Source organism: Arthrobacter sp. KKT183 (assembly GCF_055657625.1).
This window is the reverse complement of the sequence record NZ_CM145770.1, coordinates 964,880-980,547: the sequence shown is the minus strand read 5'-3', so window position 1 is coordinate 980,547 and position 15,668 is coordinate 964,880. Positions and strand designations below refer to the sequence as shown.

The window sequence follows — 15,668 nt, the reverse complement described above, 5'->3', positions numbered from 1 at the left end:
CACGATCATGCGAATGTCACAGCCACTTGCGGCATCTGAAACGACCATTCCGGGGCTAGTTTTATTTGACCTGCCAGTCCACGGGGACAACCGCGGTTGGTTTAAGGAAAACTGGCAACGAGAAAAGATGATCGCGGCTGGTCTACCCGACTTCGGACCCGTCCAGAACAACATTTCGTACAATGCACTGGCCGGGACCACTCGGGGGGTTCACGCTGAACCGTGGGACAAGTTCATTTCAGTTGCGACCGGGCGGATCTTTGGAGCGTGGGTGGACCTACGACAGGGGTCCACATTTGGGTCGGTCTTCACCGCCGAGCTGGACGCTTCTCGCGCCATATTCGTTCCACGAGGCGTCGGCAACGCCTTTCAAACTCTTGAGCACAACACTGCTTACACCTATCTCGTGAATGACCATTGGTCCGCGGAAGCTCAAGGCGAGTACGCGTTTCTCAATCTGGCGGACGACACCGTGCGTATTCCTTGGCCCATCCCTCTCGCTCATGCGGAGCTTTCAGCGAAGGATGAGGCGCACCCGCAGCTTGCGGATGTCACCCCCATTGAACCTAAAAAGATATTGGTGCTGGGGGCGGGCGGGCAGCTCGGTGCTGCGCTGAAAGACGCTTTAGTAGATTCGCCTAACGTGGAGTTAGCTACGCGCGCTCAAATCGACCTAAGTAGAGCGGATATTGCCATATCGCGTGACTGGGCAAGATACTCCACGATCATAAACGCTGCCGCCTACACCGCTGTCGACGCCGCCGAGACGGATGAAGGACGGTTGGAGGCTTGGTCAGCGAACGTTGCCGGCGTATCCACACTCGCTCGCATTGCAACGGAACATCGAATCACGCTGGTGCACGTGTCGAGCGATTATGTCTTCGACGGCGCACGAAAAATTCACACGGAAGATGAGCCTTTCAGTCCGCTCGGCGTGTACGGGCAAACTAAGGCTGCGGGGGACACTGTTGTTGCCAACGTCCCAAAGCACTATATCCTCCGAACGAGCTGGGTCGTAGGAGAAGGGGCGAATTTTGTCCGGACCATGGTCCAGTTGGCAGAGAGAGGAATACGCCCCTCAGTGGTCAACGATCAGACTGGGCGTCTGACCTTTGCCGAAGATCTCGCGGCGGCCATTCTTCACCTTCTCGCATCGGATGCAGCACCCGGAACATACAACGTCAGTAATTCGGGAGAACCGCAAACATGGGCTGACATCGCCGCAGAGGTTTTCCAGATATGTGGACGAAGCCGTAGCGATGTTAGCGGGGTGAGCACAGCCGACTATTTCGCTGATAGGGCGCATTCGGCCCCCAGACCGCTCAATAGCACCCTGGACCTATCCAAGACAATCTCCAGTGGTTTTGAACCACCGCCCATGTCGCAACGGCTAAGGGAGTACGTGGACGCTCTGCGTTCTTGAGCTAACGTTTCCCCGATACGCGCGGAGTCAGCAGTACGACGAACGAGCAAGTGCCCGCGCATGATGTACGAGCGTTTAGCGACTTCCGCGTGATGGGTTTGATAAGGAGCCGTAACTCCTCAAATCGGCCTCGAGTCGACTGCAATAAGTACCACCACTGCCGAGGCCACAGCAGACAAGCTGGACGCCGCATGAGGCCGCACCGCCACCCCATCGAGATGGCTGCAGTCCCCCGACACAATGGGCGGAGCCTGCAGCGGGCATTACGCGACCGCCGAAAGGGGTTCCCTGTTGGGTGGAACTGAATTGGCCCTCCGGTCGCCGCGAAACCTATCCCGCCTTCGCTCAGGCCTGGACCAGCGAACTGGTGTACATCCAGTGGGTTGAGCAATCCGAGGGACGGCGTGCCTGGGTAACGGCTAACCAGTGCAGCAGGCGCCAGCTCGCGCAGTCCCGCCGGTGATCACCGGCGCAGATGCCGAACCTCCGCGACATGTCAGTCGACTGTGCGAACTCGTCTTCGTCACGACCGTTCCGGCGCCCCCGATTGAAGCGCCGGTATGTTCGCCAGGCGCTCGTCCCGCAGACTCGCTCCGCTGACCACTCCCGACAATCCGCGCTGACCGGTCAGTGGAACTGCCACGAACGCAGCTAGCAACAGGAACCAAGCAAGTACTCCAGCGGCGTCCGTCCACGCCGCGCCGCCCGGCAAGTGCGAGCAGAACAGCAACAGCGCATACGTTCCACCCACTGACGCGGCACGCCATGTCCTGCGACCCCACGAAGGTTTTCCCTTCCACACCGGGGTCAGCCGCATCGCGTGTTGACCGATTGACGCTCCGGTACCACGCCAGGCGGGAAGGAAAAACACGACAAGTGCCGGCACCAGCGTGAGCAGGATCGCTTCGACGAGAGTGAGCTCATCCGGTAGCACCAGCCCTTGCGGCAGCAACAGCCGATACATGACCACCAGCGCGAAACCCACCAGGTGAAAGGCCGCCACATCCACCGCCATACCCACCCAGCGCCGCAGGTTGGTCACCGGTCGTGGCAACTGTTGGCTCGCGCGGAACGTCTGCGGACGGGGCATCCACCACAGCACCACCGGAGCCACCAAGGCACCGAGCAACGCTCCGGAAGTATTCAGGATCAGGTCATCGACATCACCCAGCCGGTAGGGACACTCGTAGAAGCCCCACAGCCCGGTAGCCTGCGTCGCCTCGATCCCCAGTGACGCAGCAAGCCCGGTCAGCGTGGCCACCAGGACGGATCGCCCAGCGAAGCCGCGCAGGATGACTCCCCACGGCACGAACAACAGCACGTTGAAGAACACCTGCAAAACGGTGCGGCTGGTGAGCAGGCCCAGTGTGCCGGATGCCGACGCCACCTCAGCGATGTCCGATACGAACGAGAACGGCTGCCATTGCGGGCTCAAACCCGGCGTCGGGCACCGGCTCCCGCGGCTGTCAGGCAGCGGCAGCTGCGTGTACGCCACTACGGCAGCTCCGTACACGCTTACCGCTGCCACGCCGAGCGCACGGCGCGCTGTAAAACGTCCGTACCGCCGGTACTGATACGCCAGCACCGGCACCAGGATCACGAGGAAGGCAGCCGTACCGAAGAGAACACCGACGATGGCCGGCCACGTCCACGCCCCCATGATTCCTCCGTTCGGTACTACTCCCGCGCGCTACTCCCCCAGCAGCTATTCCCCCAATACTTCGGCAGCCGCCAGCCACTGCTCCTCGAGAGACTCCTGCTCGGCCTGCAGTTCGCGCAGCTTGGCGTCGAGGCCGGACATCTTTTCGAAGTCGACCGTTGCCTTGCTGCCGGCGTCGCTCATCTGCTGGTTGATCTTCTCGATCTGCGAGCTGGTCTTCGTCATTTGCCGCTCGATGCGGGTCAGGTCCTTCTTCGCCTGGCGGGTCTCCTCCGGTGACGGGCCCGCGGACCCGGGTGCCGCCGCCGTCGTGCCGTTGCCGCTGTCCGAGCCCATAGGGGTGCCGGCTAGCTTGTCGCCGGATACTGCCGCTCCCCGGCGGAGTTGCAGGTACTGGTCCACACCGCCGGGCAGGTCGCGGATCTTCCCGTCACCCAGCAGCGCCAGCTGGGTATCGGTCACGCGTTCGAGCAGGTACCTGTCGTGAGAAACCACAATCAGCGTACCCGGCCAGCCGTCCAGCACATCCTCAACTGCGGCGAGGGTATCGGTATCCAGATCATTGGTGGGCTCATCGAGCATCAGCACGTTCGGCTCCCCCACCAGCAGACGCAACAGCTGCAGACGCCGCCGCTCACCACCGGACAGGTCACCGACGGGCGTCCACTGCCGCTCGTTCGTGAAACCGAGCTGCTCCACCAGCTGGCTCGCCGATACTTCCTTGCCGCCGACGGACAGCACCCGCTTCTCCCGCTCGATCAGCTCGGTGACGCGCAGGTGATTGGAATCGTCCAGCTCGCGTACGTCCTGCGAAAGGATCGCCGTCTGCACCGTCTTGCCGCGCTTCAACCTGCCGGACGTCGGAGTCATCTCTCCGTTCAGCAGCCGCAGCAGCGTGGTCTTGCCGGCACCGTTGACCCCGACGATCCCGAGCCGCTGCCCCGGCGCCAACCGCAGGGTGATCCCCTTGAACAGCTGCTTGTCGCCCAGCTCCAGCGAGACGTTCTCGAGGTCAAGGACGTCCTTGCCCAGCCGGGCGGTGGCCAGCTTGCTGAGGGCGAGCGAGTCCCGCGGCTCCGGAACGTCCGCGATGAGCGCGTTGGCCGCCTCGATGCGGAACTTCGGCTTGGCGGTCCGTGCCGGGGCACCGCGGCGCAGCCAGGCGAGTTCCTTCTTCACCAGCTGCTGGCGCTTGCCCTCAATCACGTTGGCCATGCGGTCCCGTTCGGCGCGGGCGAGGACGTAGGCGGCATATCCGCCGTCGAACCCGTCCACAATGCCGTTGTGGACTTCCCAGGTGCGGGTCGAGATTTCGTCGAGGAACCAGCGGTCGTGGGTGACCACCAGCAGCCCGCCCTCGCTGGGACGCCAGCGCTGCTTGAGGTGCTCCGCGAGCCAGGCCACGCCCTCCACGTCGAGGTGGTTGGTGGGCTCGTCGAGCATGATGACGTCGTCGTCCCCTATTAACAGCTTCGCCAGTGCCACGCGGCGCTTCTGCCCGCCGGAGAGGGAGTCCACGCGGGCGTGCCAGTCCACCTCGGCCACGAGACCGCCCATGACGTCGCGGATCTTCGGGTTGGACGCCCACTCGTGGTCGGCCTGGTCGCCCACGATGGCGGCGCCGACGTCGAGGTCGCCGTCGAGCACGTCGTTCTGGTTGAGGTAGCCCACGGTGACGTCGCGGCGTTTGGTCACGCGGCCGTCGTCGGGCGTGGTGCGCTGCGCGAGCAGGCGCATCAGGGTCGACTTGCCGTCACCGTTGCGGCCGACCATACCGATACGGTCGCCCTCCTCCAGTCCGAGGGTGACGCCGTCCAGGATGGTGCGGGTGGCAAAGGTGACGCTGATGTTCTCAGCACCGAGGAGATGAGCCAACGTAGATACTGCTTTCGTTATGGGGATCAGTGTCCAACTTAGAACACTCCGGGGCGCACGGAGAAACACCCGTGCAGTAAGTGGCTGAGATAGTGCCCTCCAGAAGCACCGTTCCCTCTGTGCATGCTGTACGGTGAGGGAGGAGTCATTGATACACGTCCCCTCGACGGATCTTGAGTACACAGGATCGGTTACCGCCCGCACCGCGTTCCCGCGATGCCTGGCTGTGGTTACACATCACCACCCGGAAGCCACACAGCCGCTTCCTTCCCTGGAGCAGCGCTCCAGACCTTATCCTCCACCCCACCGGCACCCGGCTGGAGCGCCTGACCCGTATTTCTCGCGGATCACCCCTCCTGCCAGCTGCCCGTTCCCGTGACAGCTCCCGGGTCACGTAAGGAGAACCAACCATGAGTTTCAACAGCAAAATCACCTCCACGCAGCCTTTTCCTGAAAGCCTGCGCACTCTGCCTGACCGTGCCCTGCACGTGCTGAACAGCAAGATTCACCGCGCCCAGGATGCGGAATATCTGCTCGGTACCCCGGAGATGGAGACCGAATTCCGGAAGGAAGAACTCCGCGAGGAAATTTCTCGGCGGGAGGAATCGACAACTGCCGGCCCCTACCCGGCGCTGCGGATCGCAAACTAGTACGGACTCCGGCGGATTCTTCGGAGAGCTTGTTTCCGGGAGCTGCTTGGTGAAAGCGGGCTATGCGATGTAGTCGCTGACAACCCTCGCACCGTGCGCCGGCCCATGCACCAGTTCGGTGGTGAGCCCGGCTGCGGCCAGGAGGGCGTCCAGGGTGGCGGCGTGGTCCTCGGACTCGGCAAGGAACGCGACCGTTGGCCCGGACCCGGAGACAATACCGGCGAGCGCACCCGCTTCCCTACCGGCCGCGAGTACGTCCTTCAGTTCCGGCGCCAATTCCAAAGCCGCAGCCTGCAGGTCATTGTGGAGCAGGTCGGCGAGGGTGTGCGCGTCGCCGGAACGCATGGCACTGAGGATCTGCGGGTCGATCTCGGGAATTTCCGGAGGCTGCTCGCCGCCGGCGAGGCGGAGGTCATCGAGCGTCCGGTACACCTCCGGCGTGGACAACCCGAACGCCGAAGGCACCAGCACCCAGTGCAGCGGCGTCTTCGAGATGGCGGGTGTGAGCTGCTCCCCCACCCCGACTCCGACGGCGGTGCCTCCGATGAGCGCGAATGGTACGTCCGCGCCGAGGTCGATGGCGATCTTGGCGAGCTCGTCCCGGGAGAAGCCGCTGTTCCAGAGAGCGTCGCAGGCGAGAAGGGCCGCTGCGGCGTCAGCTGAGCCGCCGCCCATACCGCCGGCAATGGGAACCCGTTTGGTGATGTTGAGGTGAACGCCGGTGGACTTCTCGCTCAGCTCAGCCAGCTGTGCGGCCGCGCGGGCGGCGAGGTTGCTGGCGTCGAGGGGAATTTCCTCCATCGGGAGGTTGAGGCTGCCCTGGCCGTCCACCGTAACGGTGATGGCGCCGTCGTCCGTAGCTGTAGCGGTGATCTCCTCATACAGGGAGACGGCGAGGTAGACGCTGGCGACGCTGTGGTAGCCGTCCTCGCGGGGAGGACCCACCCGGAGGGAGACGTTGATTTTGCCCGGCGCCTTCACCCGTACTGCGCGCGGACCCGCTGCGCGCATCCCTGCCGTTCTCCCAGCCACCATGCTGTCCAACTTAGATCACGTCAGGGCTGAGGAGAAACTGCCAGGTGCTGTGCCTGCGGGTTTAGCGGCGCTGGTTGTCAGCCGTTACTTCGACAGGGAGGGGCCGAAGACGCTGTGCGCTGGCCCGGCGATCAAGGATTACCTTGGCGGCCAAAGCGAGGAACAGGACGGGGGCGGTGAGAATAGCCATACCAATAAACAGGTCGATGAGTTCCAAACCGATTGCACCATGCTTTCGTTTTCTACGGACGCCTCATCCAGTAACAACGTATGCGTTAGGGGGCCGGTTCCCAAATCGGGCGCCGGTGAGTAGTCAGAGGACGCTGGCTGCCCGTGCTTGGATGTCACCTCTTCCGCTCGAAGGTCTGGATCACACTGCGGGCGTGGTCCCTGAGTGAGGTGCGGCGTAGTGCTTCAGGAAGCTTCAGCTTCTCCTCGATAGATTTGCTTTCCTTCAGCAGTTGCTGGCCGCTCGGCGTGATGGTGACAATCTGGTTGCGCTTGTCAGGCCTTCGGCGTGAACGGGGTCTGCACATCTTCAATCCCGCCGTTGAAGATGGTGCTGGACGTTGAGCTACGGCTGGAAGAGCCGGAAGTCAACCGGGTGGCCAAGGAAATAGCCCTGCGCGCGTTCGCACCCCAGTGCGTGGAGGGCGGCAAGCTGTTGGGTGTTCTCCACACCTTCGGCGACAACCCGGAGGCCCAGGCCGCGCGCCAGCCCCACAATGCCTGCCACGAAGGCATCGGAGCCGTCCGGTCCCAACGTGCTGATGAAGGACTTGTCGATCTTGATCTCGCTCACGGGGAGACGGTGAAGTTGAGTCATGGACGAGTACCCGGTGCCGAAGTCATCGATCGAGATACCGACTCCCAGTTCCTTCAGATTCCAGAGGCTGCTGACGTCCGCGTTTTCCGAAATTACCTGGGTTTCAGTGATTTCGAGGATGAGGGCTGTGGCTGGGAATCCTGACTGATCCAGGGTTTGTGTGACCGAATTGGCAAAGCAGGCGGTGTTGAGCTGCGCTGCGGAGATGTTGACGGCCACTTCGATGGGATGGCCGAGGCTGTGCCAGGCGGCTCCCGCCCGGCAGGCTTCGGCAAGGACAAATGTGCCGATTTCACCCATGAGGTTGCTCTCCTCGGCGAGCGGGATGAACTCGGTAGGCGAAATCAGGCCCAGCTCCGGGTGCCGCCATCGCAACAGGGCCTCGGCTGCGGCGACCTTGCGGGTTTCCACATTGACCTGCGGCTGGAAAAGTACCTGCAACTCACCCCTGGCGGCTGCCCCACGAAGATCTGTTTCGAGTTGGAGCCGGTACGGAGAGTGCATTCTGCCGAGGGCATGCCCGCGGGTCCGTGCCTTCGACCGGTACATGGCGAGGTCCGCCTGTTCAATCAGTTTCCGAGCGGCCAGGGTGACGTTATCCGGTGAGCCGGCTGTCAGCGTGTCGCTGAGCGCGGTGCCGATTGCGGCGTCAAGGAACAGCTTCCTTCCGTTCACCTCGAACGGTTCACCGAGGATGAGCCGGATCCTGGCCGCGATGCCCTCAACCTCGGCCTGCACTTCCGCTTCAGTATCGGCGTGAAGGTTCTCGAGGAGAACGATGAACTCGTCTCCGCTGTAGCGGGACACCAGATCATCCTCGCGTACTGCATTGGTGATCCGGGCCGCTACCTGTTGGAGGACGAGATCCCCCGCGCTATGCCCGAGGCTGTCATTGATGCGCTTGAAGCGGTTGAGGTCGCAGAACAGCAGCCCCACCCGCCCTTCCGTCCAGGCAGCCCTCACCAATGCGGCTTCGATGCTGCTCTCCAGCTTCACCCGGTTGGGCAGCCCGGTGAGCGGATCGTGGAGCGCCTGCCGCTGGGTCTCCTCCAGCAGCCGTGCATTGTCCAGCGCGACGCCGGCCAGACCGGCAAGCCCCGCCAACCGCTCCGTCATCACACCCTCGATGCTTGTTGGCGCCGGCCCGTCAGCCCAGTGAGCCAGGATGATTCCCACCAGTTTTCCGTCGGTGGTGATGGGTGTGCCGGCGAAGGCCTGAACTTCGAATTCCTCGACAGTGCGCTGTGCCCACGCCGATCCGTTCCGGTCCGCCAGTTGCGGGAGATTGTTGGAGAGCATCTCGGCCAGTTCCGGGCTCTCTGCAGCCGTAGTCATGTAATTCGCCAGCTTGTCCGCCAGGGCGCCCGTCCACCCCATCATCGCGCCGATCCGCACCTCACCGGCGTCGTCATCCCACAGGGCCACAGCGGAGCGGTCCGCGCCGGAGAGGGCGGGAACGGCGTCGGCGACTGTCTGGGCAACCGCTTCGACGGTGGACCGCTGGTTCAGCGAGCGCGCCACCTCCAGGAGCAGTTGGGCGGTTTCGCCCTGTTCCCGGGTCTCGATAAACATCCGCGCAATATCGAGGCCGACGGCGGCGTGGTGGGCGTAGGCGCTCAGCGTGGCCTCGTCCTCAGGAAAGAATTCCTGGCCCGGATACGCAACGGCTGCCAGTACCCCGTAGGAGTTGTCTGCGGAGATGACCGGGGAGGTGACTATCGGCAGACCGGCAATGCTGGGATGTTTCAGGTTGAGCTCCGTACCGGAGCCCAACGCCCCGGTCAGCAGGGTGCCTGTGCCGCGGCAGCTGATATGGCGGCTGCCATCAGGAAGGGTTACTGCCAGGAGATGGCCGGGTGCATGCACTGCGACGTTCGCCCTGCTGGCGATTCGTTCGAGGACCTCTGCCAGCGACTCTCCACTGGTCAAGTCGTTGGCTGCTCCCTGCAGCGCGTTGAGCCGGCGTTCGGCTGATTCCAGCTCAACCGGTGCGCTCTTCTTCCGGCGGTCCGCTCGGCCCCTGCGGAAGCGTCGGAACGGTTTCTCCTTCCACGTCACCTCATAGCGGCATTCGTCTGCGCCATCCAACTGGCACAGATCGTGGGAGACCTGCCCCGGCGACAGACCAAACAAGGCGGGGGCCTGGGCCAACAGGCTGAAGGTGTAGTCGCAGTCGACCTGGTGGAGAGTGTGCGGAGGCAGCACCCACCACCTGAGCACCGCCTTTCCGTCCGTCACCTCATCAGCGCGGATGACGGAGCCCGTGTCCAGGCGGGTCGAGAGCCGGGATGCGCTGCCCAGCAGTACCGAGGTGGAGCCGTGCGCTCTGGCAAGGGTTCGTAGCGGCGCGAGGCCGCGGTCCTTCAGGGCGGCGGGGCCGAGCAGCAAACCGATGCGGGGGTTGGAGGTTTCAGCGGTGGCGGCGTCAAACAGCCGCACGGTAGTGGCATGGGGAATCCTCCCGGTCACGCCGCTCAGCTTTGCTTTTTGAGCCTGCAGGCCGGCCCGCCGCAAGACGCGCTCCGTGCCTGATGGCCCGAGTTGGTCCGCGACCACCTGTAGTAAGAGCCGTGTGGTCGCTGTAGAGGTTTCTCCTCCTGTAGCGGCGCCATCCAGTTCTTCCACAGCACTTCTTCCTGCCTATAACGGAACTCCCCCGGGCACAACGCAGTGCCCGCACAACCCTTGAACCGTACCAAGGAGCTTCATCCGTTTCGCTCGCGTTAGGGAAATCCTGCGGCAAAGCCGCCTGGAACGGTGTCATTCCTGCGCTGGATCGGGTGGTTGCGGAAGCGCGTGCGGGAGGCGGGCGCCGTCGTCGCTGCGGTTGGCCGTGCGGGAGGCGGGCGCCGTCGTCGTCCGTTACGGCGTCATCGGCTTTCGCATCTGCCCCTACGGTGCGACGACTTCGATGGTGGCCCAGCGCCGGGTCTCGTCAATCGTCTGTCCGGTGGGCAATCCGTCCGGAGTGGCCGTCAGCACGCCGTAGGTTCCGGGCGCGATGTCCGGTGACAAGGTGATGGTGAAGCTGTAGTTCCCGGAAGGGCCTGCGTAGGCGGACTGCTCGCCGATGATCGAGTAGTCCGTGCGTGAAGGCCCGAAAAAGACGGTGATCCGCTGGCCCGGCTGGTAGCCGCTGCCGGTGATGGTGAACGCTGTTCCAGCCTGGACGACGGTCTGCACAGAACCCCAGACGGGGCCAGGCGTCACCGTGTTGGGCGTTCCCGCGAAGGGGTTGGGCTCACCGTGGGGTGGCGGCACGAACGGCGTGCCCGGGTTTGGCTCGCCGTGCGGCGGCGGAACGAAGGGATCGCCCGGAGCAGTGGGGAGCGGCTCGAGGGGCGGTGCAGGTTCCGCGGGAGCTTCTGTGGCGGGCGGAGTGCTTGGCTCGTCGCTGGGCTCCGGAGACGGCTCGGTGCTCGGCTCAGGGGTCTCTGCGGGTTCCTCTGTGGCGGTCTCCTCCGGGGTGGGAGTTGCGGACGGCGATGGAGAGGCGGAAGCGGTGGTGGTGCGGGCTTCGGGTTCACCGGTTGCGTTTGTGCAGCCCACAAGAAGGAGCGTGGTGGTGACAGTGAGGGCGAGGACTGCTGGGAGCTTGGACAAGAGACCGTACTTTCGGAACGAAGTAAATAAGAGGTGGCATGGAATCGCCAGGCAAGAAACCCTGCAGTGCTGCATCCCCACTGACGGACTTTACTGCCCCGGATGCCTGCCCAACAGCACGGAATCATCACGTGAGCAAACCGTTATGCGGCGGCTGGTGTCGCGTTCATGCACCCGACGGGAAATCTCCGGTGGCGGCCAGCCGTTCAGCCACCGTGGTCAACCTGACGTTCGTGGTAGAGCTGACCTTCGACAGCACAATGAACGCTTGCTGCGCTGTGATCTTGTAGCGCTCCATCAGTATTCCCTTGGCCTGTCCGATCAGATCCCGTGACGCGAGGGCGTCATGCAGTTGGTCGATTTTCTGGGTATCGGAGAACGCCATGGCTGCATGGGCCGCGACGAGAAGACCAATATGTTCGGATTCCTCATCGAACACGTCGGGGCTGCGGCTCAGCAGATTGAGTGCACCCAGATTGTCGCCTTCTACGAACAGTTGAAATGACAGCATGCTTGCCGCTCCGAGGTCCGCGGCCCCCCGGCTGAATTCCGGCCAGCGCTTCTCCTTCCGAAGGTCCGTCACGAGCACGGTGGTGTGGTCGAAAGCGGACTCGATACACGGCCCCTGCTGCAGTGACTCCTGCAGGGCATCAATCAGGCGGGGCAAGTCGTCCGAAGCGGCATGCGACTCAATCTTCGACCGCCCAGTGACCACGCTGATCGACGCTTCTTCGGCTCCCGGGATCATCTCGATAGCAGCGCGGACCATGTGCGCAAGAACAGCTTCCTGGCCGTCCTTGGTGTGTAGCGAACGGGCAAGGTCTCGCATCTGTTCGGCCAAATCACCGTGCACCGAACCTGGTGCATCTTCGAACTCCCGGTCCCGGTTCTCCTGCGAAATACTCATCACCTCATTATTGTCTTTGTGAGCGCGGCACGGTCTTCTCCCGGCGCTCATTACGGGGCACACGTGGGTTGTGCTCTTCTCAGAGCGGTCAAGCAGCGCGCTGTCCCGGGGAGGGTCACGAGGTCAACCGTGGGGGAATGTTTCTCCGGACCCTCACGCCGTCGTCATTCCGTGGCTTCCTCGGCCCCACGGGCCTTCAGCTGCAGCCGGATCAGGCTCGGCGCGCCGGCTTCAAGGCTGTCCACGCTCAGCTGGATCTGGTGGCCTTCGTAGCTCGCGAGCGCAGAACAGACGCTGCTCAGGCCGATGGATTCGGGGCCTCTCTCGCAGGTTCCTTTGAGCTCGAACTCCCAGCCGGAAGCCTCCGTCAAGCGCAGTACGTCTTCGGCTTCCAGCACCCGGTCAGCCTGCCACGTGCGGCTGAGGGTGGGGCAGGACTTGTTGTTGAAACAGATGAACCGTTCCCGCTCGACGTGCTGGGACACCACGGTCCAGCCATGAGGGATTTTCAACTGATCGGCCACGGCTCCCAGCTGCACAGCTACCGAATCGTGGTGCGTCTTGACGAAGAAAAAGGCGCCGGCCCAGACGAGCATCATGATGAGACACAGCCGAATGGCCAGTTTCCGCATGATTTCCCCCGAGACCGATCGAAGTTTTGTCGAGCATATAGAGGGCGCGGGTGGTGCGGGAAGCGTCGTGACCTAAACGATAGGTTTGCGCTTGGACCCGTTCACCCGCCGTCGGGCGCCGGACGCGCAGGCTTCACGTTCAACACGAGCATGCTGTCCGCACCTTCATCACCAGGAACGCGCCCGCCCAGGCGAGGATGATGCCGATACACAGCCAACCCGCTACTTTTCTCACGCAATCCCCCAAGGACGTCCCGTATGGTCGCCAACCGACCGGCGAAGTCTACGCACCCGCGTCCGCCGCCGTCGTCGTTCTTGTGCCCAGCCATGGTCAGATGTACCGTCGATGGGCATGGTAAGCATACTGATGAATTGATCGTTCATCTGATGTTCCAATCCTAAGGAGACGCTATGAGCACGAGGATCGAGAAGCAGATTATGGTCAACGTTCCAGTGAGCGTGGCCTACAACCAGTGGACACAATTCGAAGAATTTCCCCACTTCATGAGCGGGGTGAAGAAGGTTGAGCAGCTGACCGACGACCGCCTGCAGTGGGTTGCCGAAATCGGTGGCGTGAAGCGCGAGTGGGAAGCGAAGATCGTTGCTCAGGAGCCTGACCGCCGCGTCGCCTGGGCAGCCACCGAGGGCGCCACCAACGCCGGAGCCGTCACGTTTGAGGACGTCGGCGGAGGCCAGACCACCATCCGCCTCGAGCTTGAGTACGAGCCCGAAGGCATGATCGAGAAGATCGGTGACAAGCTCAACGTCGTCGAGAAGGAAGCCGAGGGTGACCTCAAGCGCTTCAAGGAATTCATCGAGGACGAGGGCTATGCCACGGGCGCCTGGCGCGGGTCCGTCGCCGGTGACACCATGGGTTCCCCAACCGTCACCGACGCCGCCGCCTCACGCGGGGATAGCGGCAAGGCCGGTATCTCGGGCAAGGCAGCAGCCGCAGGTGTTGGCGTGGCCGCCGCAGCCGCCGCCGGTGTCGCGGCAGCAGCGGGAAGCAAGAAGAGCACCGATACGGAGGCGACCACTGTTGATGTACCGGTGGTTCCGGTTGAGGACACCACTCCCCCGGATGTCACCCCTGTTGTCGGCGGCGCTCCTGTGGACGTGGCACCCGAGACCGCATCCGAGCGGCCCCTCGGTGAGCCCTTCGACCAGACCAACGGACTTACCGACACAACCGGCGACTCCGACGGTCTCGCTGCCAGCGACACCCGCAGTGCAGTCGAGCGTGACGAGGATGATCGGACGGCCGACGGCTACATGCCTCCGGGCAGCCGCCCCGGCGCACCGTAACTCTCACACCCATCACGGCGGCTTCCTTCGGGAGGCCGCCGTGTGGCGTTTAAGGTGCCTGTATTCGAGGTGCTTTGCTTCTCAGAACAACCACGGCGGCTATCAGGGCGAGGGCGGCGACCAGTCCCAATAACATCGCGGGCCCGCCAATGTTTTCGATGGACCCCGCGTGCACGCAGATGCCAGCGACCGTCAATGCCGACAGACACAGCGACGCTGTCATCACATCGATCCACCGCTGTGAGCCATCGGTTAGACTCTGTCGCCTTCTCCTGGCCGTAAGTCGCCATGCTGCCAGCAAGGCAAGCTCGAAGAAAGCGAGCGCAACCACAACTGCAGTGAGATACGGAATCTCCAGGTACGCAACCTCGGGGTAGCGCTCAGCAGCGTCAGCGGCAATCTGCGGAACAACCACGAACTGAGCCAGCAAGGAGCCAACTGCCAGAGCGCCGATGAGGATTCGGGCGAGTGCAATGTGGTGTCTGGTCATGCTTCGATCATCGTCCCAGCCAGCTTCACTGTCCCTCATCAGGGTCCTTCCACCCGCCGCGGTGGGACATTGACGGCACCGCAGGCTCGGGTGCCCTCCAGATGACGATCAGGGCCGTGGCCAGTGGACCCACCACAAGCGAGACCAGGAACCACACGCCCCGCGAACGATTCTTCTGTTCCGCAAGACCCGCGTTGATCAGGGCCAGTGTGAACCAGAAGAAACTCGAGCTCACGTACTCATCCATCGCTCCACCCCCATGAGAGACCATCAGGCATAACGCCTCGAGCCTAGCGGAGGGTCTGGACCGGGACCCGCAGGACCGTCGCTAGACGAGCGGAGGCTTCTTCGCCTCAGCGATGCGGGCAAAAGCATGAATGTCGAGCACTTCACCGCGGGCGGAGGGGTCCACGCCGGCCCGGGCCAACGCCTCACCCGCAAGCACGCCGCTTCCGGCCCAACCGGCCAGGGCGGCACGGAGGGTTTTTCGTCGCTGTGCGAAAGCGGCGTCGATGACGGCGAACACCTCTTCGCGGGAGGCCGTTGTGCGGGGCTGTTCATGCCGTTCGAACGCAACCAGCCCGGAGGCGATCTTCGGCGCCGGCCAGAAGACGTTCATGCCGATCACTCCGGCTTTGCGCATCTTGCCGTACCACTGGGCCTTCACCGACGGCACGCCGTAGACCTTGGAGCCGGGCGGGGCGGCGAGTCGGTCCGCAACCTCGTCCTGAACCATCACCAGTCCATGGCGCAGCGACGGGAAATGTGCCAGCAGATGCAGCACCACGGGGACGGCCACGTTGTAGGGAAGGTTGGCCACCAGGGCGGTGGGTTCGGCGGGAAGTTCGGTGATGCGCATGGCGTCGCCCTCCACCACGTCGCAGAACGCGGCCCGTTCCGGGCGCCACCGCGCAATGGTCTGCGGCAGGCGTGCAGCCAGGACCGGATCGATTTCCACGGCCACCACGCGCTGCGCGGCGTCCAGCAGGCCAAGGGTCAGTGACCCGAGCCCGGGGCCAACCTCGAGCACCGTTTCCGCGGGATCAACGGCGGCAACCGAAACGATCCTGCGGATGGTGTTGCCGTCAATGACAAAGTTCTGGCCGAGCGTCTTGGTGGGACGGATCCCCAGTTCCTCGGCCAGTCGGCGGATTTCGCTCGCGCCCAGCAGGGCCTGTGCCGGGGATGAGCTCGCCTTGTCATTCACCTAGACATCGTAACGGGACCTGCGCCGGAGGCCGGCAGCCGAGGCCGGAACGCAG

The 15,668-nt window shown here is 63.6% G+C and carries 14 protein-coding genes; 4 read left to right on the top strand and 10 right to left on the bottom strand.

What is annotated here, in order from left to right; all coding sequences use genetic code 11:
• The first annotated feature begins 7 nt into the window (after positions 1-7).
• Together ACZ2GY_RS04765 and ACZ2GY_RS04760 are read left to right on the top strand one after the other, a co-directional pair.
• Positions 8-1,423, top strand: a complete 1,416-nt coding sequence (locus ACZ2GY_RS04765) for a sugar nucleotide-binding protein (RefSeq protein ID WP_471673150.1) — start codon at positions 8-10, stop codon at positions 1,421-1,423.
• A 295-nt stretch (positions 1,424-1,718) separates the two neighbouring features.
• Positions 1,719-1,886 (top strand): hypothetical protein, encoded by a 168-nt coding sequence (locus ACZ2GY_RS04760; RefSeq protein WP_471673149.1) that lies wholly within the window; start codon positions 1,719-1,721, stop codon positions 1,884-1,886.
• 60 nt (positions 1,887-1,946) lie between these two features.
• Here the strand turns inward: ACZ2GY_RS04760 and ACZ2GY_RS04755 are convergent, their stop codons facing one another.
• Both ACZ2GY_RS04755 and ACZ2GY_RS04750 read right to left on the bottom strand, forming a co-directional pair.
• Positions 1,947-3,083 carry a VanZ family protein gene (locus tag ACZ2GY_RS04755; protein ID WP_471673148.1) on the bottom strand — a complete coding sequence of 379 codons (1,137 nt, stop codon included), beginning with the start codon at positions 3,081-3,083 and terminating at the stop codon, positions 1,947-1,949.
• Between the two features lie 45 nt (positions 3,084-3,128).
• A complete protein-coding gene (locus tag ACZ2GY_RS04750) occupies positions 3,129-4,958 on the bottom strand; it encodes an ABC-F family ATP-binding cassette domain-containing protein (RefSeq protein WP_471673147.1) in 1,830 nt (609 codons plus the stop codon).
• A 410-nt stretch (positions 4,959-5,368) separates the two neighbouring features.
• On the opposite strand from ACZ2GY_RS04750, the gene ACZ2GY_RS04745 reads away from it, so the two are divergent.
• Positions 5,369-5,608, top strand: coding sequence for a hypothetical protein (locus tag ACZ2GY_RS04745; protein ID WP_056548801.1), 240 nt, complete (start codon positions 5,369-5,371; stop codon positions 5,606-5,608).
• Between the two features lie 60 nt (positions 5,609-5,668).
• Here the strand turns inward: ACZ2GY_RS04745 and ACZ2GY_RS04740 are convergent, their stop codons facing one another.
• The 5 genes from ACZ2GY_RS04740 to ACZ2GY_RS04720 all read right to left on the bottom strand — a co-directional run bounded on the left by ACZ2GY_RS04740 (position 5,669) and on the right by ACZ2GY_RS04720 (position 12,611).
• Entirely contained in the window at positions 5,669-6,643 is a 975-nt protein-coding gene (locus ACZ2GY_RS04740) for a 4-(cytidine 5'-diphospho)-2-C-methyl-D-erythritol kinase (RefSeq protein WP_056548804.1), read from the bottom strand.
• A gap of 574 nt (positions 6,644-7,217) precedes the next feature.
• A complete protein-coding gene (locus ACZ2GY_RS04735; protein WP_471673146.1) occupies positions 7,218-10,094 on the bottom strand; it encodes a putative bifunctional diguanylate cyclase/phosphodiesterase in 2,877 nt (958 codons plus the stop codon).
• Positions 10,095-10,361: 267 nt separating this feature from the next.
• A complete protein-coding gene (locus ACZ2GY_RS04730) occupies positions 10,362-11,072 on the bottom strand; it encodes a hypothetical protein (RefSeq protein WP_471673145.1) in 711 nt (236 codons plus the stop codon).
• Positions 11,073-11,238: 166 nt separating this feature from the next.
• Entirely contained in the window at positions 11,239-11,979 is a 741-nt protein-coding gene (locus ACZ2GY_RS04725; RefSeq protein WP_471673144.1) for a GAF and ANTAR domain-containing protein, read from the bottom strand.
• A gap of 164 nt (positions 11,980-12,143) precedes the next feature.
• Positions 12,144-12,611, bottom strand: coding sequence for a hypothetical protein (locus ACZ2GY_RS04720; RefSeq protein WP_471673143.1), 468 nt, complete (start codon positions 12,609-12,611; stop codon positions 12,144-12,146).
• A gap of 411 nt (positions 12,612-13,022) precedes the next feature.
• Here ACZ2GY_RS04720 and ACZ2GY_RS04715 point away from each other — a divergent pair, with 411 nt between their 5' ends.
• Positions 13,023-13,916, top strand: a complete 894-nt coding sequence (locus tag ACZ2GY_RS04715) for an SRPBCC family protein (protein ID WP_056548812.1) — start codon at positions 13,023-13,025, stop codon at positions 13,914-13,916.
• Between the two features lie 49 nt (positions 13,917-13,965).
• Here the strand turns inward: ACZ2GY_RS04715 and ACZ2GY_RS04710 are convergent, their stop codons facing one another.
• The 3 genes from ACZ2GY_RS04710 to rsmA all read right to left on the bottom strand — a co-directional run bounded on the left by ACZ2GY_RS04710 (position 13,966) and on the right by rsmA (position 15,613).
• The gene (locus ACZ2GY_RS04710; protein ID WP_471673142.1) at positions 13,966-14,406 is read right to left on the bottom strand and encodes a DUF2975 domain-containing protein; all 441 of its coding nucleotides are present in this window, start codon (positions 14,404-14,406) and stop codon (positions 13,966-13,968) included.
• Between the two features lie 25 nt (positions 14,407-14,431).
• Positions 14,432-14,653, bottom strand: coding sequence for a hypothetical protein (locus tag ACZ2GY_RS04705; RefSeq protein WP_056548815.1), 222 nt, complete (start codon positions 14,651-14,653; stop codon positions 14,432-14,434).
• Positions 14,654-14,734: 81 nt separating this feature from the next.
• Positions 14,735-15,613, bottom strand: coding sequence for a 16S rRNA (adenine(1518)-N(6)/adenine(1519)-N(6))-dimethyltransferase RsmA (gene rsmA / locus ACZ2GY_RS04700; RefSeq protein WP_082566090.1), 879 nt, complete (start codon positions 15,611-15,613; stop codon positions 14,735-14,737).
• Positions 15,614-15,668 lie beyond the last annotated feature (55 nt).